Here is a 411-nt window from a genome sequence, read left to right on the forward strand (position 1 = left end):
GCGGAGCCGGTGGAGATCGGTGTCAGCAGCCAGCCGGCGCGCACCAGTACACTCACCGCCAGCATCAACAGCAGCAGCCTGAGCCGGAACGTGACGTTTGTCGCGGATGTCAGGACGGCGCAGATCGCGGATCTGGTAGTCACCCGGGATAACTCAGTGGCAGACGGCGCAATGGCGAATATGCTGCGGGCGAGGGTCACCGATGCGTTCGGTAATGCGCTTGCCGGGCAGACGGTCAGCGTGTTGGCGGACAACGGCGCAACGACTGCCCCGACGGTAATCACAGAGCCGGACGGCACGGTGGAGATCAGTGTCACCAGCCAGACGGCGGGAGCCAGTACTGTCACTGCCAGCATCAACAGCAGCAGCCTGAGCCGGAACGTGACGTTTGTCGCGGATGTCAGGACGGCG

At 64.2% G+C, this 411-nt stretch carries 1 protein-coding gene; it reads left to right on the forward strand.

Annotated features, from left to right (window positions below):
- A partial coding sequence (locus AACU19_RS20720) for an Ig-like domain-containing protein (protein ID WP_157945125.1) occupies nt 1-411 on the forward strand: 411 nt, incomplete at both ends.

This window comes from Escherichia sp. MOD1-EC4550 (assembly GCF_963876935.1).
Taxonomy (GTDB): Bacteria; Pseudomonadota; Gammaproteobacteria; order Enterobacterales; family Enterobacteriaceae; genus Escherichia; species Escherichia coli_F.